We start from the raw sequence: 20,989 nt of genomic DNA, 5'->3' as shown, positions 1-20,989 counted from the left end.
TCGCGCTCGCGGTCCCTGTCGCGGTCGCTCGCACCGCTCCCGTCGCAATCGAGCACAGTCCCAGGGCACGGCACTGTGCCGGATCGCGACCGGAACACGGCGATGCTGCTCCGCGTGGGGTTCCCGTCGCAATCGAGCACAGTCCCACGGCACAGCACTGTGCCGGATCGCGACCCGAAGGTCACGTCGCCGGTACGCCCACCAGCAGCTCGGCGAAGACGTCGGATGCTGCGGTGCCGCGTGCGAGCGGCGCCGACTGCCCGAGCCACAGCGACTGCAGCTCACCGAGGCCGCGCTCCCCGGCGACGGCGCGGAACCGTCCGGTGAGCCAGTTCTGCGCGGGGAACGGCGCGATGGCGCCGGATGCCTCTATCTCGCGGACCACGCGGTTCGCGGCGCCGCGGGACAGCCTCCCGCTCATCGCGCGCGTGAGCACGCTTTCGTCGGCGGCGGTGCCGCGGATCGCGGCTCGATGCGCCTCGTTCGCGGCGGACTCCGTGGTGACGAGGAACGACGTGCCGACCTGCACGCCGTCGGCACCGAGGGCGAAGGCCGCGGCGACCCCCCGGCGATCGGCGATGCCGCCGGCCGCGATGACCGGCACCGACACGGCATCCGCCACCTGCGGCAGCAGCGAGAACAGCCCGACCAGCGACTGCTCCGCCGGCTTGAGGAACGACACCCGGTGGCCGGCCGCCTCGGCACCTGTCGCGACGATCGCGTCCACCCCGCCGGCCTCGAGCGCCACTGCCTCGGCGACGGTGGTCGCCGTGCCGATGACGCGGATGCCGCGCCGGTGGGCCTCCTCGACGAGCTCGCTGGAGGGCACGCCGAAGACCACGCTGAGCGCTGCGGGTGCGGCATCCCAGATCGCGTCGAGCTGCTCGTCGAGCGTCGGCAGATAGCTGGCGGGCCGCGGCGGAGCATCCATTCCGACTTCGGCGTAGAGGGAGGCGAGCGCCTCGGCGTAGCCGTCGTGCTCCGGGCCCGGCGCGACCTCGTCGCCCGTCGGCAGCCAGATGTTCAGCGCGAACGGCGCATCGGTGGCATCCCGCAGCGCGGCCGCCGTGCGCGCGATCCGCTCGCCGTCGTAGCCGTACAGACCGTACGACCCGAGTCCTCCTGCCTCGCTGACCGCGGCGGTCAGGGCGACCGATGAGAGCCCGCCGAACGGAGCCAGGACGATCGGATGCCGGATGCCGAGCAGCGCGCAGAGGTCACTCATACTCCCGAGGCTACGCCCGCGCCGAACCCGTGTTTCACGCACGTTCCCGTCGCGATCGAGCACAGCCCAAGCCGCGAATACCGTGCCGGATTGCGACGGCAGCGCGATTCAGCGCCGCTCGGAGATCGCCGCGCGCACGCGGCGCACGATCTCGTCGGGGCGGCGGAACAACTCGCTGGTCACCTCGATCACGATCCAGCCTGCTGCGCGCAGCGCGGCGATCCGCTCCACGTCCGCCGCGTACCGCGGGCCGTGCAGCATGCTCTGGTACTCGATCGCGACTTTGAGCGCCGGATATGCCAGATCCACGCATCCGAGAAATCGACCGTCGTCGTCGCGCACATCGATGTTGAGCTGAGGCTCCGGCAGGTGCGCTTCGCACAGGAGCAGTCGTAGCTTCGTCTCGCGAGGCGACCAGGAGTCCTCTCGGACCAGCTCCACCGCCTCGCGCAGACGGATGATTCCGCGACGGCGACCGCCGGTGGTGATCTTTCGCAGATCATCGATCGTGCAGAACGACCGTCTCCCGACGTGCTTCCGGCCGACCCCGGGCCGCCACCTACGGCAGAAGTAGTCACCGACGGCGACGAGGTCGGGAACCTGCAGATGCGCCAGGGACGCCCAGGTCGTCGCCGCATCGGAGATGCGGAGGCCTCGGGCCGTCCCGACGCACGCGGTCTCAGGGTTCGCGCGATGGCCGATCACCCCCGAGCAGCGAGGGAGCGGCCCTGTACCGAGAACGCTGACGTGCACGGACGCACGCGAGAGGTCGGCGATCTCGCCGTGCTCGTCCAGGACCATGGGCAGGGGCGCACCGAGCACAGCCGCAGCCGACTCGTGGCTGACGAACTGGCCGACGGTCAGCCGTGGTGCATAGTCGAGGGCACGCTCGCGGCGCGCATGCGCCTGCCGCTCGTAGGGATCCCCGGGCAGCGCAGCGGGGTTCTGCTCCACGCGGCGCCGGACGCCGGGAAAGGGCACCTCGAGGTCGGACGCCCGCATCCGGCTGCGCGTCACGCCATTCGCACGGGCACGGGCGATGCCGAATCGCCGGTCGAGTTCGTCGGGAAGCGGACGCCGTCCTGTCATTCGCCCGATGATGGCACTCCCCGCCCACTGTGCGACCGGGTTATCCACAGTCGCCGCTGCCCGAGCATCCACGTCCTATCCGCCCCGGTCGCAATCGAGCACAGTGCCACGCCCGAGCACTGTGCTGAATCGCGATTCGAACCGGCAGGGGCGTGCGCCCCGGCGCTCCCGTCGCAATCGAGCACAGTCCAATACGTCAACACTGTGCCGGATTGCGACCGGAACCAAAGGGCTGGGGATCGGCAGAACCGGATCCGCGCCCCTGCGACCGGCGTAACATCGAAAGTGAACCCGTCGGCGGCTCCGCCCCCGTGACGGGAGCGGGTCCCCAGGGCCGCCGACGGCGAGCCCGAGGAGGACATCATGCGTCCTGAAGCGCCGGCGCCCCACGCGCCCCAGCCGACGACCACCCACTCGTCGTGGGGGTCCGGCGAACCGCACCTGCTCATCGTGAACGAGGAGGACGGGCGGATCGTCTTCCCGCTCGACGCCGATCTCGTCACCATCGGCTCTGACGGCGGCAATCACGTCGTGCTCGAGGGCACGATGCCCCTGCACGCCACGATCCGGCACGACGAGCACGATGAGTACCTGCTGACCATGCACGGACCGGGCGAGACGAACGCGCGTCCGATCGAGGGCGCGCAGGACCGAACCGAGGTGCTGCGCACCGGGGCACGGTTCACGATGGGCCCCTGGCGGATCGTGTTCATGCGCGCCGAGTACGCCGATCACGGCCGGCCCTACGGCGGACGCGAGGGCGGCGAGGGCACGCATCAGCGGCGGCAGCCGGATCGTCCGGACTACCACCACTGATCGGTCTGCTCAGTCCACCTCTTCGCGCTGCGTGCGGATGAAGTCGTGGTCGCTCGGAGTCAGGTGGCAGTCTTCGGGAACGGGTCTGCCCGTGATGACCGCGATCTCGTCGAGCACCTTCGCAGGCAGCGGGTCGTCCCCGATTCCTTCGAGCAGCTCCTTCGTCGCGGCGTGCAGGTGCGGCCACCAGGTGTGGATCTCAGGATCGGACATGGTCGCCTCCTTTCCTGATTCCAGTCTGACACCCCGAGCCCTCCGCGGCACGGGCATCTGCGACGGAGCTCAGCGCACCGCGACACCGATCCGCAACGGCGCACCCGGTGCCGCAGCGGCCCTGATCGCGCCGTCGAGTTCGGTGAGCGGATGCACAGCCCCGACGGCACCAGCGAACGGGTAGGCCCGCCCTGCACCACTGAGGAAGCCGACCGCCCCGGTGAGCTCAGCGCCGGTGTAATTGTGCACGCCGGTGACGGTGACCAGGCGGCGCACGATGCTCTCGGCATCCAGCGGAACGGGCGGCGTGGGGAACACGCTTCCGACCAGCACGACGACCCCGCCGACCTCGACCTCGTCCAATGCCGCCCGCACGGCGTGCCCGGAGGCCTCGATCACCACATCCGGAGCGCCGTCGAATCCGGTCGCGCCGAACTCCTCCGCCTGCGCCGCGCGCGCGGCATCCGGATCGCGCACGTCCACGACGGCGCCGTGCTCGGCGGCGATCGCCGCAGCCGAGATGCCGACCAGCCCTGCCCCGTGCACGCGCACGCGCGCCCCCTCGAGCGGGCGGATCCCGCCGGCTCGTGCGACGGCGGCCCATGCGGTCGCCGTGGCGCAGGATGCCGGAGCGGCGACCGTCGCCGGAAGCTGCTCCGGCACGCGCACGATCGTCGTGCCAGGGCGCAGTTGCACATGACTGGCGAAGCCGCCGTTCAGCTCGGCGTGCGGTGCGATGCGCTCATGCCCGTACTTCACCAGGGAGCGGCACTTCTGCGGGATACCGGCGGCGCACCGATCGCACGTGCCGCAGGACGCGGTGACCGACCACACCACGCGATCGCCGACGGCGAGCTCCGAGCCGTCTGATCCCTGCACTCCGCCGTCGCCGACGGCGACGATCCGCCCGACGCTCTCATGCCCGAGCACGAGGGGCACCGATGCTGCGCGGCGCCCCTGCGCGGTGTGCACGTCCGAGCCGCACACAGTGGAGAGTTCGACGGCGACGAGCACCTCGTGCTCGCCGAGGGCGACGCCGGGGACGGCGACGACCTCGTGCGGCAGGCCCTCTCCGACGAAGGCCATGGCCACGGCGGGCGGGCGCAGCACGACGTCGCGATGCAGACCCGGAGGTCGTGTCAGAGTCGTCCGCATGTCAGCGCCCACCCGCGCTGCCTGCGGCGAGTGCACCGGCAGTCGCCGAAAGCACCACGTATCGACGTCCGAGCCCCGTGCACTCGGCGGCAAGTGGTGCACTCGCTGTCGGCACGCCCCCCGCGCGCCGCATCACGCGGCCGCCGCGACTCGCAGCAGGCCCTGCGCGGCGAGCGCGGGCTGCAGGTCGACGACGGATGCCAGCACGGCATCCGCTCCGGCCTCCGTCAGCGCCGTGCGGTCGTGTGCGCCGGTCAGCACGCCGGCGACGAACCCCGCGCCCGCGCTGCGCCCCGAGCGCACGTCGCTCGCGGTGTCTCCGGCCACGGCGACGGCCCGCACGTCTGAGACGCCGGCGCGCAGCAGCGCGGTGAGCACCAGGTCGGGGGCCGGTCGCCCTCGTCCGGCATCCGCCGGCGACAGCGCGACGTCGACGAGGTCGCCCCAGCCGAGTGCGGCGATGATTGCATCGCGGGTCACCGGCGCGAAGCCGGTGGTCAGGGCGACCTGCACCCCGGCGCCCTTCAGCGACTCGATCGCGGCCCGTGCACCAGGGATCTCGGTGGCGCCCTGCTCGGCGATGATCTCCTCGTAGGCACCCTCGAACGCCGCCGTGGCGCGCTCCGCCGCGGCGCGGTCGCCGCCGGACAGATACGTGAAGACGTCGATCTTGGACTGCCCCATGGTCTCGCGCACATAGGCGAGGGCCTCGTCCCACGGCATCCGCTCGGCGACGCCGGTGCGCTGCGCGGCCCGTTGGAACGCCTGCTCCACGACGCCGTCGTCGAGCACCGTCGTGCCGGCCATGTCGAGTACGACGAGTTCGATGGGGATCATGCGAGTGCCTCCTGGGCGGTGATGAGGGCGGACGACGATGCCCACCCGAGGGTCTCTGAGAGGGCGGTCTCGGCGAGGCCGAGTCCGCAGGTCATGCCGATGCCGGTGGTCGCCGCGATCGCGAGCACGCCGTCGGCGGCCTGTTCGCGGAGGAACTCCGCCGGTCCGGACGCGTACACGCCCTGCCACCGCTCGAGCACGCGGAAGCGGTCTGCGGCGAACAGCGCCCGCGCCTCGTCGAGGAACGCGTCGAAGGCCTCCTCGGGCTGGAACGGCCCCGGCTGCACGTCCTTGACATGCGAGTCGCCGACCAGCAGCGATCCGTCCGGCAGCTGGGTGTACATCTGGTTGAGGTCGAGCGCGGCGAGGTCGGGGCGCTCGGCGTGCAGCCGCTCGCGCAGCGCCGCCGTCTCGGCCAGGCCGCCGAACCGGCCGTACCGCACCAACGACCAGCCGGTGAGCAGCGGTGCCGTGAGCGGTGCGGGCAGGTCCGCCGCGACGCGCATCATGTCGAGCGCGCAGCGCTGGATGCCGGCATCCTCGGCGACTACCGGCAGCAGCTGGTCGACATCGTGGTTCACCGCGACGACCACCAGCCCGGCGTCGATCGGTCCGCGGGTGGTGTGCACCCGCCCGGTCTCGACGGCGGTGACCGCGGTGCGGAAGCGGAAGTCCACGCCGAGGTCTGCGAGGTGCCGTACGATCGCGTCGGCGGCCTCGCGGGGGTTCGCCTGCAGATCGGCCTCGATGAGCGCGCCGCCGACGAGATCGCCCCGGCGCAGCGGCGCACGGGCCAGCAACTCCGCGGCATCCAGCATCCGGATGCCGCCGTCGCGGGCGGCCCGTTCGAGCACGGCGAGCTCGTCGTCGTGCCGGGCCGCGACCAACGTGCCGGACTCGCGCAGCCAGAATCCCGCGTCCTGCGCGAGGCGCAGCCAGAGCCCGCGGGAGGCGTCTCCGTACCGGCGCGCCTCACCTGTCTGCGCGCCGATGCAGAGGTGCCCGAAGTTACGGATCGTGGCGCCCACAGGGCGCTCTGTGCGATCGACGACGGTGACGATCAGTCCCCGGCGCACCGCCGCATAGGCGGCGCCGAGCCCGACGATCCCCGACCCGACGACGACGACATCTGCGCGGCTCATCGGAACACCTTCCTCATCCACATCGCGATGCCCTCCACGATCAGCACGGTCACGAGGATCATCAGCACGATGCTGGTCACGAGCGGGTAGTTCGAGCCCTGCCCGGCGTTCAGCAGGTAGTAGCCGATGCCGCCGCCGCCGACGATGCCGAGCAGCGTCGCGGCGCGGATGTTCGTGTCGAGCAGGTAGAACGTGTGGCCGATCAGGGCGCGGGACCCCTGCGGCAGCGTGGCCGCGGCGTAGCGCTGCAGGCGCGTGGCGCCGGCGGCGGTCATCGCGCGCTCCGGCCCGCGGGGCACCTCCTCGAACGAGTCGGCGATGAGCTTGCCGAGCAGGCCGATGCCGCCGAACGCGAGCGCGATCGTCCCCGCCTGCGCTCCCAGGCCCGTGATCACGATCAACACGATCGCGAGGATGAGCTCGGGGATGCCTCGGATGATCACCAGCAGCAGGCGGAACCCGCCTCGGACTCCGACGTTCGGGGCGACGTTGCGCGCGGCGAGCGAGCCGATGCCGAGCGAGAGCACGAGGGTGATCAGGCACGCGGCGAGCGCGATCTTCACGGTGTCGAGCATGGCTCCGGCGATCACCGGGAAGCCGTAGCTGCCGAAGTCCGGCGGCCAGAACTGCGCGGCGACCTCTGGGATCTTCGCCCAGAACGTGAGCAGGTCGCCCCAGACGATGTCGCTGACCGCGACGCCCGCGATCACGACCGCGATCGCGACGAAGCCGGCCGACACATTGCGGATGCGGGTGGCGGTCCAGGGACGGCGCATCGCCGCGTCGACGGAGGCGAATCGCCGGATGCCCAGCTGCGCGGCATCCGCGCGGCGGGCGTTGATGAACATCCGCACGAACACACCCCGGCCCGCATTCTCCCCGAGCATCGCGACGCGCACCGCGCTGGAGACGATCTCCATCACCACGCAGAGCAGGAAGATCACGAGGGCGATGCCGAGGCCGAGGCCGTAGTTCAGCGACTTGAAGGCGTGCGACATCTCGAGGCCGAGGCCCGCGACGCCGACGTAGCCGAGCACGACCGAGCCTCGGAGGTTGATGTCGTTGCGGTGCAGCACCGTCGCCACCCAGCTGGGCAGCACCTGCGGCAGGACACCGGAGAAGAACTCCTGCATCCGGGTTCCGCCTGCGGCGCGGATCGCGAGACGCGGACCCTCGTCGATCTGCTCGATCGCATCGGCGAACATCTTCGAGATCATGCCGACGGAATGGATGCCGATGGCGAGGATGCCGGGCAGCGTGCCGAGCGAGAACATCAGCACGAACACCATCGCGAGCACGACGTCGGGCAGCGCGCGGGTGAACACCCCGATGAAGCGTGCGACCGCGCGGGCGGTGGTGTTCGGCGTGGTGTTGGACGCCGCGAGGTAGGCGATCGGCACCGAGAGCACCGCCGCGAGCAGCGTTCCGGTGAGCACCAGCCCGACCGTGAGCACGGTGAGCTGGATCAGCTCGTCGGCGGGCGGGAAGGTCAGTCCGCCGACGCGGGCGAAGAAGTTCTGCGCGTTCCCCCAGCTGTCGGCCATGCCCGCGAACGAGATGTTCAGCTCGGCGAGGGATGCCACGGCGAGGCCGGCGATGACGAGCAGGGTCAGCGCGGCGGAGATGCGCTCGGGGCTGACCCGGCGACGGGGAGCGCGGTCGAGGACGTCGGCGGGCGGCGGCGCGGACGGCCGCTGCAGGCGCGGGGCTGTGATCGTCATGCCACAGGCTCCGCGGCGAGCAGCTCGGTCTCCAGCGCGTTGATCTCGGCGGTGGTGGTGGCGACGCGGCCGTAGATCTCCATCACCTGCGCCTTGTCGAGGTCATCGGTGGTGGTGTCGAGCACGACCTCGCCGTGCCGCAGGCCGACGATGCGGTCGGCCCAGTCGATCGCGAGGTCCACCTGGTGCAGGCTGCAGAGCACGGTGAGTCCGTCCTCGGCGGCGATCTCGCGGATGAGCGCCATCACCTGCGAGCTCGACTCGGGGTCGAGCGAGGCGACGGGTTCGTCGGCGAGCAGCACCTCGGGGTTCTGCATGAGTGCTCTGGCGATGGCGACGCGCTGCTGCTGCCCTCCGGAGAGGGTGTCCGCGCGCTGGTAGGCGCGGTCGAGCAGTCCAACCCGGTCGAGGTGCCCGAGCGCGCGGCGGCGCAGGGCGCGCGAGTAGCCGAACAGGCCGAGCCTGGGACCGCGCAGCGTGGCGAGGGCACCGGTCAGCACGTTCTCCAGCACGGTGAGCGAGCCCACCAGTTCGAACTGCTGGAAGATGAAGCCGACGCGGCTGCGCAACCGGCGCAGGGCGCGTCCGCGCAGGCGAGTGACGTCCTCTCCGAGCACGTCCACCCGGCCGGATGTCGGCAGCTCGAGCGCGTCGATGTGACGCAGCAGGGTGGACTTGCCGGACCCCGAGAGGCCGAGCAGCACGACGATCTCGCCGCGGCCGACGCTGAGGTTCACGTCGGCGAGGGCCGTGGTCTCGTCGAATCGCTTGGTGAGCGAGTCGATGCGGATGACGGATTCGGGGTTCATGAGGAGTCTCCATTCCCGGTCGATGACCGAGGTTCCGGTCGTTGAGCGAGCGACGAAGGAGTGAGACGAAGCGCGTCAGCTTGTGTGGACGCGCTTCGTCTCACTCCGTGGATCCTGAGCGAGGAGCGCAGCGACGAGACGAAGGGCGCTCAACGGCCGACGGGCGTCAGCCCTGGCACTGGGTCGCGTTCGTCTTCTTGCAGATGTCGCGGATGAGGTCGTAGTACGCGTCGTCGACCGGCTTGGTGGCGTAGAAGACGGTGCGGAAGGCGTCGCTGTCGGCGCTGGTCACGCCGGCGGCGATGATGTCGTCGATGGTGACCTCGGACAGGGCGTCGGTCAGGGTCTTCTTCACGTCATCCGGCAGAGCGTTCGCGTAGACCAGCGGCGCACCGGGCACCATGGTCTCGGCGATCTTGGTGACCTTGTCGGACTTGGCGACCTCGCTGTCCTCGGCGAAGCCGGCCTCGCACTCCTTGCCCTCGCCGACCTTGGTGACGCTGACATCGTGCTTGCCGGCGAAGACCGGGGTGACGTCCTTCTCGGGATCGACGCCCGCCTCGAGCAGGTTGTAGGACGGGAACAGGTAGCCCGAGGTCGACGACGGGTCGACGAAGCAGACCTTCTTGCCCTTGAACTCCTCGAGGGTCTTGATCGACGACCCCTTGGGCACGATCGCCTGCGAGTAGTAGCCGGGCTCCTGGCCCTCCTTGGTGATGATCGAGGAGATCGGGGTGAGCTTCGCGCCGTTATTGGTGGCGGTGACGTAGGTGAAGCCCGAGAACGAGGCGACGTCGACCTTGCCGGCGATCGCGGCCTCGATGAGCGCGGCGTAATCGGTGGACTCGTGGTACTCGACCTTCTTGCCGGTCTCCTCGGCGATGTAGTCCATGAGGGGCTGGTAGTTGGTCTCGGTGTCGACCGAGTCGGGCACGACGCCGAAGACGAGGGTGTTCGCGTCGACGGCGTAACCGCCTTCCGCCTTCGGCTCGTCGGACGAGCCGGTGGCACCGGCCGAGCCGGAGCAGGCGGCGAGGCCGAGGGCGAGGGCCGCAGCGCCGACGAGAGCGGGGAGAGCACGGAGCTTCATGAGGACCTTTCGGGTGTGTGGAGGAATCCGCGACCAAGAATGACACCCGAAAGCGCGACAAATGTACCTATCTCGGCACTGTTCCCTCGTCGTTCACCAAGGGTTTCCCGGGGTGAACATCCGCAGAACAGGGCACCGTGCACCCACCTGCGCAACTAGTATGCCTATGTGTCCCAAGCTGTCTACCTCCGTATCGCCGACGATCTGCGGGAGCGGATCACGTCGGGCCGGCTGCGCCCGGGAGACGATGTGCCGACCGAGGCCGAGCTGGCCGAGCGCTGGCAGACGTCGCGCGGTCCGATCCGCAACGCACTCGCGGCGCTACGCGCCGAGGGTCTCGTCGAGACCACGCGCGGACGCCCCGCCAGGGTCGTCTCCAAGAAGGCCACGCAGGCCGTGGACATGTCCGTCCCGTTCACACGCTGGGCGCGCGACCTGGGCCTGGAGCCGGGCGCGCAGACCCAGGAGGTCAGCCTGCGCCGGGCGGCCGAGCTCGCCGAACCGCTCGGCGTCTCGCCCGATGATCAGATCGTCAGCGTGCTGCGACTGAGGCTGCTCGACGGCCGGCCCACCATGGTCGAGCGCCTGAACTACATCGAGGAGGTCGGCCGGCTGCTGTTCCAGGCCGACCTCGACGCGATCTCGATCACCGAGTTCCTCGGCGCGCACGGGCATCCGATCGTCGGCGTGCAGCACGAGATCGACGCGATCGCGGCGGACGAGCGGGATGCCGCACTGCTGCGCGTGCCTCAGGGGTCGCCGATCCTGCGCCTCAGCCGCGTCTCGCGCGACGCGGAGGGCCGCATCTTCGAGGCATCCCAGGACCGCTACCTCGGCGACGTCGTGCGCTTCACCGTCTCGGGCTCCGGCATCTCGGCCGACGGCCAGTACCTGCGCGCTGTCGCGGGCTGAGCCCTCTCACACCGCGATCAGCGCCACGCCCGCGACGACCACGACGGATGCCGCGATGCGCCATCCCGGTCTGCTCTCGCGCAGCACGAGGGCGCCGAACAGGCTCACCAGCACGACGCTCACCTCGCGCAGCGGGGCGACCAGCGCCACGGGGGCGATCGTGATCGCCTGCAGCACCAGGATGTAGGCGAGCGGCGACAGCACGCCGAAGGCGAGGATGCAGCGCCACTGCGTGCGCCAGAGCGCACCCACGGCATCCCACCGCCGGCCGACCGCGATCGTGAAGAACGGGATCTCGGCCGCAGCGGCGCCCACCATGAACGCCACCGGTGAGAGGTGCCAGGTCCGCAGCGCGAACGCGTCCCAGATCGTGTAGCCCGCGATAGCCACGCCGGTGAGCAGGCCGAACACGATCGCGGGGTCCGGGCCGCGCCGGCCCGCCGAAGGCCCCCGGTCGACCAGTCCGATCGCGACCACCCCGGCGATCACCAGCAACACTCCGCCCAAGGCGATGAGGCTGGGCCGCTCCCCCAGCAGCGCCATCGCGATGATCACCGACAGGAACGGTCCGGTGCCGCGCGCGGTCGCGTACACGGTGGACAGGTTTCCCGCCCGGTATCCGCGCTGCAGCACGCTCATGTAGATCACGTGCAGCACGCCGGAGACACCGATGCCGAGAGCGATGCCGGCGACGTCGTCGGTGCCGAAGCCACCGGTGAGCGGGATCACGCCGCCCCAGATCACCGTGCTCGCCACCGCTCCCCACCAGAGGAACGCGACGCCTGCGCGACTCACGTCATGTGCGATGACGTTCCAGGCAGCGTGCACGACAGCCGCGGCGAGCGCGAGAGCGATGGCGATACCGGACATCCGAAGACCCTTCTGCCCGCCGCGGGGCGCGACGGACGGGTCCTCCAGGCTTTTGTCCGTTCAGATGACGGCCCGCCGCGCGGCGAGCCGTGGCGCCGCTCGGACCAGTCGGGCCGATGCCCCGGAACCCTAGGCGCTGTCGAGAACCACCCTAGGCGACGCCGCCCGCCCGTCGCGAGGCCTCGGCGTCAGCGCGGTCACGAGACCCAGGGCCGGCCTCCGGCAGGGAACTGCTCGGCTCCCCCAACGCGACCATGATCTTGCCGAACTGCGCCCGCTGCGCCTGCGACAACGGAGCGAGCAGCTCTTCCTGGATGCCATCGAGCATCTCGTCCAGTTCTCGCAGTCTTGCGACCCCGGTATCCGTGATCGACACGATCTTGCGCCGACGGTTCCCCGGGTCGATCGCGCGCACGACGAGGCCGCGATCCTCCATCAGGGAGAGCGCCGCCGTCACATCGCTGCGATCGATGCCCGCATCGCGCCCGAGTTCGATCTGACTCGACGGGCCGAACTGCTCCAGTGCGGCGAGCAGGCGGTAGTGATACCCGCGCAGGCCGTTGCCTCTTGCTTCGAACCCGCCGGCGAGCAACGCCGACGCGCGCGCGGCGGCTCGCCCCAGCAGCCAGGTGGGCCGGTCCCTGAGGCGGTCTGGAGTGCGGCCGACTTGTGTCTCACGCATGCCGGAATCCTACGCCCCTTGTTGGCCCAGCCAACAATGCGCTATGTTGGTCAGACCAACATTGGTGCAACCAACAAGAATGGATGCCATGTCAACGAATCAGGGACGAGTACTCATCGTCGGCCGCAGCACAGCCGTGCTGCTGGACGCCGTCGCGCTGCTGCGCGGACGCGGATACGCGGCGAATGCGAGCAACCAGTTCGACCAGCTGCTGACCGACTACGACTTCGGCAGCGTCGACCTCGTGGTCTTCGGCGGAATGGTGCCGCCGGAGAAGAAGGAACGACTGCAGGAACAGATCCTCGCGGTGAACCCCCACGTGACCTTCCTGCCCGGCCTCGGTGGTGTCGCGCCGCTGCTGGCCGCGCAGATCGAGCAGTTCTTCTGCGCCGTCACCCCGGAGTTCAGTTACGACGCCACCTCACGGGTGCTCCACGTGACGACCGATACGGTCGCGAAAGTCGCAGTGCAGGGCATCTGGGGAACGTTCGTCCCGCCCGAGCCCGTCGGGCACGAGATCTCCGTGTTCGAGGCTGAGCTCGACGCCGGCCGGCACGCCATCCCGATCCCGCCCGTTGTCCCGTCCGAGAGCTCTTTCGTCGCCGTCAGAGTCGGGGACGGAGTCGCTGTTCGGCAGATCGGCGCGACGCCGCAGGCCGTGAGGGCGCTCACCCCCGGTTCGCTCCCGGTTCCGGAGCCGATCTCGACGCGGCTTCCGTGGATGTGACGGACGGGAACCGCTCGGGGCGGGCTCTGACGAGGCAGCTGCGCGCGCTCGTCAGAGCCTGGGCCCCACACGCCCTAGCATCGAAGGCATGCCCGTCTCTCCCGCCGCCCTCGCCCACGCCGCCGATCTGGCCGACTTCGTCGCCGCGTCCCCGTCGAGCTATCACGCCGCCGCAGAGATCGCGCGACGGCTCGAGGACGGCGGCTTCACGCGGCTGAGCGAGGCGGACGCCTGGCCCGCACAGCCCGGCGGACGGTACGTGGTCGTGCGCGACGGTGCGGCGATCGCCTGGGTGGTGCCGGCGGACGCCTCGGCCATCACGCCCGCGCACATCCTGGGCGCGCACACCGACTCCCCCGGGTTCAAGCTCAAGCCGAAGCCCACCACCGGATCGCACGGCTGGCTGCAGGCCGGCGTCGAGGTCTACGGCGGGCCGCTGCTGAACTCCTGGCTGGACCGCGAGCTGCGCCTGGCCGGCCGGCTCGCGCTGACCGACGGCCGCGTGGTGCTCGCCGACACCGGCGCGCTGCTGCGCCTGCCGCAGCTGGCGATCCACCTCGATCGCGGCGTCAACGACGGACTCGCCCTCGACAAGCAGGTGAACACGCAGCCGGTGTGGGGTCTGGGTTCCCCCGCCGACGCGGACCTGCTCGCCGAGCTCGCCGACGCCGCCGGCGTCGACCCGCGCGAGGTCCGCGGCTTCGACGCGGTCGTCGCCGATTCCGCGCGCGGTGCGGTCTTCGGCAAGGACGACGCGTTCTTCGCGAGCGGACGCCTCGACGACCTGGCATCCGTGCACGCCGGCGTCGTGGCGCTGCTCGCCGCCGCCGACGCGGCGACGGGCGTCATCCCGGTGCTCGCCGCCTTCGACCACGAGGAGCTCGGCTCCGAGTCGCGTTCCGGCGCGGCAGGCCCGTTCCTCGAGGATGTGCTGGAGCGCGTCTACGAGCAGCTCGGCGCGGATGCCGCGGATCGCCGGCGCGCGTACGCCGCGTCGTGGCACCTGTCCAGCGATGTGGGTCACTCGGTGCACCCGAACTACTCCCAGCGTCACGATCCGGTGGTGCAGCCGCTGCTCGGCTCGGGCCCGATCCTGAAGATCAACGCGAACCAGCGGTACGCCACGGATGCCGTGGGCGCGGCGGCCTGGGCCGCCTGGTGCGAGGCATCCGGCGTCGCATCGCAGGAGTTCGTGTCGAACAACGCCGTGCCCTGCGGATCGACGATCGGGCCGATCACTGCGACGCGGCTCGGCATCCGCACCGTCGACATCGGCATCCCGATCCTCTCGATGCACTCGGCGCGTGAGCTCGCCGGCGTGAGCGACCTGCACGACCTGTCCCGCGTCGCGGAGGCGTTCTTCGCCGGCTGAGCCCCGTGGCGGGGTGACCCTGGCCGCCGGGCCCCGGCCGGTGCCAGGATGAGGGCATGACCGCAGAGAGCACCTCGACGTCGACGCTCATCGAGCGCACCGGAATCGAGATCATCCCCGAGTCCGAGCGCACCGCGAAGCCGCGTGACCTGTTCTGGCCGTGGTTCGCGGCGAACGTGTCGGTGTTCGGCATGTCGTACGGCTCGTTCATCCTCGGCTTCGGCGTCTCGCTCTGGCAGGCGACGATCGTCTCGGTGATCGGCATCGTCGTGTCGTTCTTCCTTTGCGGACTGATCGCGATCGCCGGCAAGCGGGGATCCGCGCCGACGATGGTGCTCTCACGGGCGGCGTTCGGCGTGCAGGGGCAGAAGCTGCCCGGCATCGTGTCGTGGCTGACGTCGATCGGCTGGGAGACCTCGCTCGCGATCACCGCGGTGCTCGCCACCGGCACGATCCTGCGCGAACTGGGCTGGGTCGACGGCGACGACACCGCCGTGAAGATCATCGCGACGATCCTCGTCGCGGCACTGATCGTGAGCGCCTCGGTGCTCGGCTATCACACGATCATGAAACTGCAGTCGGTGCTCACCTGGCTGACCGGCGCGATGACCGTGCTGTTCCTCATCCTCACCTTCCAGTACATCGACTGGGCCACCGCGTTCTCGCGTCCCGACGGCACGTTCGCGCAGACCATCGGCGCCCTCGTCATGGTGATGACCGGCTTCGGACTGGGCTGGATCAACATCGCCGCCGACTGGTCGCGCTACCAGAAGCGCTCCGCCTCGGACGGGCAGATCATCGCCTGGAACACGATCGGCGGCTCGGTGGCGCCGATCGTGCTGGTGTTCTTCGGCCTGCTGCTCGCGGGGTCGGACGACGACCTCCTCGCCGCCGTGGGCAGCGATCCGATCGGAGCGCTGGCCGTGCTGCTGCCGACCTGGGCGCTGTTCCCGTTCCTCATCGTCGCGATCCTCACCCTCGTCTCCGGCGCCGTGCTCGGCATCTACTCCTCGGGTCTCACGCTGCTGAGCCTCGGCATCCGCATCCCGCGCCCCGCAGCGGCGGGCATCGATGGCATCATCCTCACCGCCGGCACGATCTTCGTGGTGTTCTTCGCGACGAGCTTCATCGGACCGTTCCAGTCGTTCCTCATCACGCTCGGGGTGCCGATGGCCTCCTGGGCGGGCATCCTCATCGCCGACATCCTGCGCCGCCGCAAGGACTACGACGACGCCGCGCTGTTCGACTCGTCCGGCCGGTACGGCGCGTTCGACTGGACCTCGATCATCACGATGGTCGTCGCGACCGTGATCGGCTGGGGCTTCGTGATGAACCAGATCCCGGACACTCCCTGGAACGACTGGCAGGGGTACTTCCTCGACCTGCTCGGCTGGCGGGACGCCTGGGGGTACGCGAACCTCGGCGTGATCTTCGCGCTGGTGCTGTCGTTCCTGGTGACCTGGTTCGCCCGCGCCGGGAGGATCCGGGAGCAAGAGGCCGGCGCGTGACTCCGGTTCCTGAGCGCCCTTCGTCTCGCTCCGCTCGCTCAGGACCCGGAGCGCAGCGACGAGACGAAGGATGGCTGGTCGTCATCGACCCCCAGAACATCTTCGCCGCCGCTGACTCCGACTGGGGATCGCCGTTCTTCGCGGACGCCTTCACCAACATCCGCCGCCTGGCCGGCGCGTTCGGCGAGAACGTGCTGGTGACCAGATGGTTGCCGACCGCCGACCGCTCCACGGCCTGGGGCGACTACTTCGCCGCGTGGCCGTTCGCCGACAGGCCGGCATCCGATCCGCTCTTCGACCTCGTACCAGAGGCCCGCGAGTTGTCGCGGCATCCGACCCTCGATCTGCCGTCGTTCGGCAAGTGGGGACCGGAGATCGAGGCGATCGTCGGACGCGGCGCGCACGTCGTCCTCACCGGCGTCTCGACCGACTGCTGCGTGCTGTCCACGGCTCTCGCCGCAGCGGATGCCGGAGCGCACGCGACGATCGCAGCGGATGCCTGCGCGGGGTCGACCGCCGAGAACCATGCGGCGGCGCTGCACGTGATGGGGCTGTATCCGCCGCAACTGACGATCTCGACCACGGAGATGGTGCTCGCCGGTCAGTAGGCATTTCATTATTATGACGACCGTTGCGATGGTGTTATTCTCGCGGCATGACTGCTGAGCAGAACGAGCGCGCCCTGGAGGACGGCATCGTCACCGATCTCAAGGATCGGATGACCTACGGAGGCTACCTCGACCTCGACCGGCTGCTCGGAGCACAGCATCCGGTCTCGGTGCCAGAGCACCACGACGAGATGCTGTTCATCATCCAGCACCAGACCACCGAGCTGTGGCTCAAACTCGTGCTGCGCGAGCTCGACACCGCGCGCGTGCGGCTCGCCGAGGACGATCTGCGATCAGCTCTGAAGCACATCGCGCGCATCAAGCACATCCAGGAGGTGCTGACCCAGCAGTGGTCGGTGCTCGCCACGCTCACCCCCACCGAGTACGCCGAGTTCCGCAGCGACCTGGGCAACTCGTCCGGATTCCAGTCCGTGCAGTACCGCGCGGTCGAGTTCGCGCTCGGCAACAAGAACGAGCGGATGCTGGCGCTGTTCCGCGACCACCCCGAGAACCTCGCCCTGCTCACCGCCGAGTTCGAGCGGCCGACCCTGTACGACGAGTTCCTGCGCTACGTCGCCCGGCGGGGCCTTCCCGTGCCGGCATCCATTCTCGATCGCGACGTGCGCCTGCCATACCGGGAGACCGAGGAACTCGTGCCGGTGATCCGCGAGGTCTATGAGAACCCGAAGGAGCACTGGGAGCTCTACGAGGCCTGCGAGGAGCTCGTCGATGTCGAGGACAACTTCCAGTTCTGGCGCTTCCGGCACCTGCGCACGGTCACCCGCACGATCGGTATGAAGCGCGGCACCGGCGGATCGACCGGTGTCGACTTCCTGCAGCGCGCGCTGTCACTCACCTTCTTCCCCGAGCTCTACACGGTGCGCACCGAGATCGGCAAGGACGATCGGATCGGGATGTGATCCACGCCGTCCGCTACCACCGCGAAGGCGGAACGCACGAGGGTGCGCTCATCGCCGACGGCGACGGCGTACGCCTGCTGGCGACGCTGGCCCCTGTCGGCGCGCCCCGGCTCGAGGGAATCGTCACAGGGCGGTTCACCGACCATCACGTGCACCTGCAGCTCGTCGATCCCGCCCTTCTGACCGGCTCGCGCCTGGGGCGCGTCGTGGATCTCGGTGCCGACCTCGAGGCGATACGGGCGCTGTCCGCGCAGGTGGATCCTGCGCTGTCCGGCATCCCCGCGCCCGCGAAGGCCGTGCCCGCCATCGCGACCGACGCGGGCGGGATCCCCGCGCGTATCCGAACGCTCGGCGGCGTCGCCGACGATCCGGATAGGCCCGTCCCCGCCGACGCGGACTTCTCCGTCGCGGCACCGCGCCGCACCGGATGCTGCGTGATCGACTTCGCCGGCCCGTTCCTCACCGCGCCGGGCGGATACCCCTCCGACCGGGACTGGGCACCGGACGGGGCGGTCGTCGAACTCCGCGACGCCGCCCACGCCGCGGCCGTGGTCGACGACCTGGCGGCGGCGGGCGCGAGCGCGCTGAAGGCCGTTGCCCATTCGGAGGCCGGCCCGGTGCTCGACGACGATCTGATGCGCGCGCTCGCAGACCTCGCCGCCGGACGCGGGTTTCCGCTGATCGTGCACGCGGAGGGCGCGGGTCAGGCGCAGCGCGCTGCACGTCTCGGTGCCACCGCCCTCGCGCACGCCCCGTTCTCCGAACCGCTGGACGACGACGAGATCGCCTTCCAGGCGGCATCCGTCGCATGGATCTCGACCATCGCCGTCCATGACGACGCGCACCGCGCGATCGCGATCGACAACGTCCGCCGCTTCGCTGCGGCCGGCGGCATGCTGCTGTACGGCACCGACATGGGCAACGGGCCGACTCCGGTCGATCTGAACACGGCCGAGCTGGCCGCGCTCCGTGAGGCAGGCGTCGAGGGACCATCGTTGCTCAGGGCACTCGCGCCGCTCGATCCGCTCCTCCCCGGCGCGGTGCTGCTGGTGGCGCCCGAGACCGACCTCGCGTCCGCCCGCCTGCTGACCCGCGCCGACCTGCAGAGCGACATCACCGCTCCAGCTCCCCTCTGACCGACGAAGCACCTGAGGACCGACATGACCGAATCCCCCGAAGACCAGCACCGCCGCGTCGCAGGGCTGTCCGCCCCCGACCTCGCCTCAGAGGCCGCCCGACTCGACGCCGCCGATCCGCTCGCGCACCACCTCGCGGCCTTCGCCGAAGCACCGGGTGTCACCGCCTACCTCGACGGCAACTCGCTCGGGCGGCCGCTCGCCGACATGCCCGAGAAGGTCGCGCAGTTCATCCGGGACGACTGGGGCACCCGGCTGATCCGCTCCTGGGACGAGCAGTGGATGGAGCTGCCGATGCGCATCGGCGACCGGATCGCATCGGTCGCTCTGGGAGCGGCGGAGGGGCAGACGGTGGTCGCCGATTCGACCAGCGTCATGCTCTACAAGCTCATCCGGGCGGCCGTGGCGGCTCGCCCCGGGCGTGACGAGATCGTCATCGAAGCCGGCAACTTCCCCACCGACCGCTTCATCGCGGCGGGCATCGCGGACGAGGTCGGCGCGACGCTGCGCTGGGTCGAACCGAACGAGATCACCGGCGTCTCTGTCGACGATGTGCGCGCGGTCGTGGGCGAACGCACCGCGCTGGTCGTGCTCAGCCACGTCGACTACCGCTCCGGCGCGCTCGCCGACATGCCCTCCATCACCGCCGCCGTGCACGATGCCGGCGCGCTGATGCTCTGGGACCTGTGCCACTCCGTCGGCGTCGTGCCGATGCAGCTGGACGCCTGGGGCGTCGACCTCGCGGTCGGCTGCACCTACAAGTACCTGAACGGCGGGCCGGGCTCCCCTGCGTTCGGGTACGTGCGCGCCGATCTTCAATCCGAGATCACGCAGCCGATCCACGGCTGGTGGAGCGCTGCGGACATCTTCGCGATGGGCCCGGAGTACGCGCCGGTGCCCGGCATCCGCCAGCTGCTCAGCGGCACCCCGCCGGTGATGTCGATGCTCGGGATGCAGGGGATGCTCGACCTCATCGCGGACGCCGGCATCGGCGCCGTGCGGGCGAAGTCGATCTCGCTCACCGACTTCGCGGTGCGCGCCTACGACGAGCTGCTCGCTCCACTGGGCGTGCGACTGCTGAGCACGCGGGATGCCGCGGGCCGCGGCGGACACATCACGATCGGACATCCGTCCTTCCAGCGCGTGACCCAGGAGCTGTGGGGCGAGGGCATCATCCCGGACTTCCGCTTCCCCGACGGCATCCGCCTCGGCCTCTCGCCGCTGAGCACATCGCACGAGGAGACCCTGCGCGGAGTCGTCGCCGTCCGCGATGCACTGACGTGACCATGGGCCGACCAGCTGCAGGGGAGCCGAACGCGGCTTCGGGCGCCCCGGGAGCCGCGAAAGGCTCCCATGCGGGTGCCGGTGACACCGTGCTCGACGACATCGATGCGCGGCCGGGGAGCACGACGTCGCTGCTGCGCACGACGATCGGGCTGTATCTGCGCCGGCTAGACGGCGCGATCTCGTCGGCCGCGCTGGTGCGCCTCGCCGGCGACCTCGGGATCCTGCCCGCGCCCGCGCGCACCGCGATCGCGCGTCTCAAGCAAAAAGGGCTGCTGCTGTCGCAGCCCGGCGGATACCTCCTGAATCCGGCGGCGACGCGGATGCTGGAACGCGGCGATCGCCGCATCTTCGAGGTGCGCCGGATGCAGGCAGGAGATCCGTGGTGCCTGATCTCGGCGACGATCCCCGAGGCTCGACGCGACCTGCGCCACCAGCTGCGCAGGCGGCTGCAGTTCATCGGTGCGGGGTCCGTCGCGCCGGGACTGTGGATCGTGCCCGGGTATCTCGACGACGAGGTCGGACAGCTGCTCGACGAGCTGGGGGCGCGCACGTTCGCGACGCTCTTCCGCGCCGACGACCCCCGCCCGGCCGGCCCGCTGTCCGAGGCCGTCGCCCGATGGTGGGATCTCGACGCGCTCCGCGCCGAGCACCTCCGATTCCAGGCATCCGTCGATGCCCTGCCCGACGAGCCCTTCGCCGCCTACGTACGGCTGATCGACAGCTGGCGCGTGCTGCCCTACGTCGATCCCGGCCTGCCCGCAGAGCTGCTGCCGGCGGACTGGCCCGGCGAGCGCGGCTTCGCCGCATTCGCCGGGCTGTCCGCCCGCTTGACCGCCCCCGCCTGGGAGCATGTCCGCGCTATCGCGTGAC

21 protein-coding genes are annotated in these 20,989 nt (G+C 70.4%); 10 read left to right on the top strand and 11 right to left on the bottom strand.

The features are described 5' to 3' along the window. Positions 1–181: 181 nt before the first annotated feature. Both GON06_RS00860 and GON06_RS00855 read right to left on the bottom strand, forming a co-directional pair. Positions 182–1,225 (bottom strand): NAD(P)H-dependent flavin oxidoreductase, encoded by a 1,044-nt coding sequence (locus GON06_RS00860; RefSeq protein ID WP_157310409.1) that lies wholly within the window; start codon positions 1,223–1,225, stop codon positions 182–184. Positions 1,226–1,333: 108 nt separating this feature from the next. Beyond that, positions 1,334–2,314, bottom strand: coding sequence for a hypothetical protein (locus GON06_RS00855; RefSeq protein ID WP_157310407.1), 981 nt, complete (start codon positions 2,312–2,314; stop codon positions 1,334–1,336). Positions 2,315–2,677: 363 nt separating this feature from the next. On the opposite strand from GON06_RS00855, the gene GON06_RS00850 reads away from it, so the two are divergent. Continuing rightward, positions 2,678–3,130, top strand: coding sequence for an FHA domain-containing protein (locus tag GON06_RS00850; protein ID WP_157310405.1), 453 nt, complete (start codon positions 2,678–2,680; stop codon positions 3,128–3,130). 9 nt (positions 3,131–3,139) lie between these two features. On the opposite strand, the gene GON06_RS00845 is transcribed toward GON06_RS00850, so the two are convergent. The 7 genes from GON06_RS00845 to GON06_RS00815 all read right to left on the bottom strand — a co-directional run bounded on the left by GON06_RS00845 (position 3,140) and on the right by GON06_RS00815 (position 10,097). Then, positions 3,140–3,343: a hypothetical protein gene (locus tag GON06_RS00845; protein WP_157310403.1), complete on the bottom strand. Its 204-nt coding sequence runs from the start codon at positions 3,341–3,343 to the stop codon at positions 3,140–3,142. Positions 3,344–3,412: 69 nt separating this feature from the next. Beyond that, positions 3,413–4,498, bottom strand: a complete 1,086-nt coding sequence (locus GON06_RS00840) for an alcohol dehydrogenase catalytic domain-containing protein (RefSeq protein WP_157310401.1) — start codon at positions 4,496–4,498, stop codon at positions 3,413–3,415. Positions 4,499–4,630: 132 nt separating this feature from the next. After that, positions 4,631–5,335 carry a phosphonatase-like hydrolase gene (locus GON06_RS00835; RefSeq protein ID WP_157310399.1) on the bottom strand — a complete coding sequence of 235 codons (705 nt, stop codon included), beginning with the start codon at positions 5,333–5,335 and terminating at the stop codon, positions 4,631–4,633. Beyond that, positions 5,332–6,477 (bottom strand): TIGR03364 family FAD-dependent oxidoreductase, encoded by a 1,146-nt coding sequence (locus GON06_RS00830; protein ID WP_157310397.1) that lies wholly within the window; start codon positions 6,475–6,477, stop codon positions 5,332–5,334. The genes GON06_RS00835 and GON06_RS00830 overlap by 4 nt, the downstream gene beginning before the upstream one ends. Next, entirely contained in the window at positions 6,474–8,198 is a 1,725-nt protein-coding gene (locus GON06_RS00825; protein ID WP_157310395.1) for a PhnE/PtxC family ABC transporter permease, read from the bottom strand. The genes GON06_RS00830 and GON06_RS00825 overlap by 4 nt, the downstream gene beginning before the upstream one ends. After that, entirely contained in the window at positions 8,195–9,007 is an 813-nt protein-coding gene (gene phnC, locus GON06_RS00820; protein WP_157310393.1) for a phosphonate ABC transporter ATP-binding protein, read from the bottom strand. Before phnC ends, GON06_RS00825 begins: the two co-directional genes overlap by 4 nt. Positions 9,008–9,173: 166 nt before the next feature. Further along, on the bottom strand, positions 9,174–10,097 hold the full coding sequence (locus GON06_RS00815) for a phosphate/phosphite/phosphonate ABC transporter substrate-binding protein (RefSeq protein WP_157310391.1): 924 nt from the start codon (positions 10,095–10,097) through the stop codon (positions 9,174–9,176). Positions 10,098–10,265: 168 nt separating this feature from the next. On the opposite strand from GON06_RS00815, the gene GON06_RS00810 reads away from it, so the two are divergent. Further along, positions 10,266–11,009, top strand: a complete 744-nt coding sequence (locus GON06_RS00810) for a GntR family transcriptional regulator (RefSeq protein WP_332837033.1) — start codon at positions 10,266–10,268, stop codon at positions 11,007–11,009. 6 nt (positions 11,010–11,015) lie between these two features. On the opposite strand, the gene GON06_RS00805 is transcribed toward GON06_RS00810, so the two are convergent. Both GON06_RS00805 and GON06_RS00800 read right to left on the bottom strand, forming a co-directional pair. Continuing rightward, a complete protein-coding gene (locus GON06_RS00805) occupies positions 11,016–11,879 on the bottom strand; it encodes an EamA family transporter (RefSeq protein WP_157310389.1) in 864 nt (287 codons plus the stop codon). Between the two features lie 151 nt (positions 11,880–12,030). Continuing rightward, positions 12,031–12,561, bottom strand: coding sequence for a MarR family winged helix-turn-helix transcriptional regulator (locus tag GON06_RS00800; RefSeq protein ID WP_157310387.1), 531 nt, complete (start codon positions 12,559–12,561; stop codon positions 12,031–12,033). Positions 12,562–12,649: 88 nt separating this feature from the next. On the opposite strand from GON06_RS00800, the gene GON06_RS00795 reads away from it, so the two are divergent. The 8 genes from GON06_RS00795 to GON06_RS00760 all read left to right on the top strand — a co-directional run bounded on the left by GON06_RS00795 (position 12,650) and on the right by GON06_RS00760 (position 20,988). Next, the gene (locus GON06_RS00795) at positions 12,650–13,288 is read left to right on the top strand and encodes a hypothetical protein (RefSeq protein ID WP_157310385.1); all 639 of its coding nucleotides are present in this window, start codon (positions 12,650–12,652) and stop codon (positions 13,286–13,288) included. 88 nt (positions 13,289–13,376) lie between these two features. Further along, the gene (locus GON06_RS00790) at positions 13,377–14,660 is read left to right on the top strand and encodes a M18 family aminopeptidase (protein ID WP_157310383.1); all 1,284 of its coding nucleotides are present in this window, start codon (positions 13,377–13,379) and stop codon (positions 14,658–14,660) included. 56 nt (positions 14,661–14,716) lie between these two features. Further along, the gene (locus GON06_RS00785) at positions 14,717–16,168 is read left to right on the top strand and encodes a purine-cytosine permease family protein (RefSeq protein WP_157310381.1); all 1,452 of its coding nucleotides are present in this window, start codon (positions 14,717–14,719) and stop codon (positions 16,166–16,168) included. A gap of 74 nt (positions 16,169–16,242) precedes the next feature. Beyond that, positions 16,243–16,776: a cysteine hydrolase family protein gene (locus tag GON06_RS00780; RefSeq protein WP_157310665.1), complete on the top strand. Its 534-nt coding sequence runs from the start codon at positions 16,243–16,245 to the stop codon at positions 16,774–16,776. 47 nt (positions 16,777–16,823) lie between these two features. Beyond that, positions 16,824–17,696: a tryptophan 2,3-dioxygenase gene (locus tag GON06_RS00775; protein ID WP_157310379.1), complete on the top strand. Its 873-nt coding sequence runs from the start codon at positions 16,824–16,826 to the stop codon at positions 17,694–17,696. Continuing rightward, complete coding sequence (locus tag GON06_RS00770; protein ID WP_157310377.1) at positions 17,693–18,832, top strand: hydrolase; 1,140 nt, start codon at positions 17,693–17,695, stop codon at positions 18,830–18,832. The genes GON06_RS00775 and GON06_RS00770 overlap by 4 nt, the downstream gene beginning before the upstream one ends. Before the next feature lie 24 nt (positions 18,833–18,856). Continuing rightward, positions 18,857–20,116 (top strand): kynureninase, encoded by a 1,260-nt coding sequence (locus tag GON06_RS00765; RefSeq protein ID WP_157310375.1) that lies wholly within the window; start codon positions 18,857–18,859, stop codon positions 20,114–20,116. Positions 20,117–20,205: 89 nt separating this feature from the next. Beyond that, complete coding sequence (locus tag GON06_RS00760; protein ID WP_332837032.1) at positions 20,206–20,988, top strand: PaaX family transcriptional regulator; 783 nt, start codon at positions 20,206–20,208, stop codon at positions 20,986–20,988. The last annotated feature ends 1 nt before the right edge of the window (position 20,989 follow it).

This window comes from Microbacterium sp. MAH-37, from assembly GCF_009758255.1.
Taxonomy (GTDB): Bacteria; Actinomycetota; Actinomycetes; order Actinomycetales; family Microbacteriaceae; genus Microbacterium.
Note: the sequence above shows the minus strand (reverse complement) of the source record. Positions and strands in the feature narration are given on the sequence as shown.